Here is a 1,100-nt window from a genome sequence, read left to right as displayed (position 1 = left end):
TACCAAGCTCACCAAAATACCGCGGTTAGCAATATCGCGGATCACCAAGTTGTTCGCCGCATCCACATCAAAACGCAGACGACACATATTGGTGTTTTGGTTTACGTAACCGTACACATCACCTTGGCCATCTTTGATCACACGGTCCAGTTCATCTTTCGGTACATAAACCCAGCGGCTATCCCCTTTTTCCGATTCCGATACCGACATGTTGCTTTGCAAGATCACCAGCTTCACTAGGTTAACAGCTGCACCCACTTTGTAGGTTTTCGCCTTCGAAGTATCGAAACGCATGGTTTCTTTGCGCAAAATACCGGTTGCTGCTTCAGAGGTCAGCGTCATGCGGTAGGTATCTTCTAGCTCATGCTGAACATCAATCAAAGACTCGCGGCAGTACTCGATTTCCAGCTCTGCGTCTTGTTGGTCAAATGCGTGCTTGAGCGCGAATTCTTGTACCACTTCACGCACGACATCACGCGACTCAGGGCTATTCCAGAGACAGTCTTGCAATAACAACAGATCAAGAGGATTAATTTCATCACGACCATTAAAGAAAGCGCTCGCTTTCAGTAACTTAACCGCCTTTTTCCAGCGACGGTCAGACACGTACATGTCGGTATGTGCTGCGTCACCAAATTGTGCTTCCACTTTGGTTTCCAGCATCGTTTTTAGTTGGAACAGCTTTTCAAACGCATTGTCGGTGAGTGTCAGTTTGTCGAGTTGTTGCTGCCACTGGTGATACCCTTCATCGGTAATCGCCAAACCTTCCGGAATTTGCGCTTCTTGCGATGTGCCAACGGTCAGCATGGATTTGAAGTTTTGCTTATTCTGAATTCGGTTTACGAACACACGTACGAGCATTCGGTCGTACAGTGCGTCTAAGCCGCTATCCTCGTCTGGCAATTCGTTGGAAGCAGAAACCAGCAAACGCATTGGAACACGTTCAATGTCACTGCCATTTTTGAATGTTTTTTCGTTCACGACGGTCAACAGAGTGTTCAGAATCGCAGGGCCCGCTTTCCAAATCTCATCAAGGAAAACGACTTGCGCTGTAGGTAAGTAACCTTTGGTGAGTCGGACATAACGGCCGTTGTCCTTCA

General features: G+C 47.5%; 1 protein-coding gene. It reads right to left on the bottom strand.

Annotated features, from left to right (window positions below; genetic code table 11):
* Positions 1-1,100, bottom strand: a 1,100-nt coding sequence (locus tag R7O13_RS24435) for a regulatory ATPase RavA LARA domain-containing protein (protein WP_318304878.1), incomplete at both ends; no start/stop codon positions are given.

The organism is Vibrio sp. Y176 (assembly GCF_033438945.1).
This window is presented reverse-complemented; position numbering and strand designations above follow the sequence as displayed.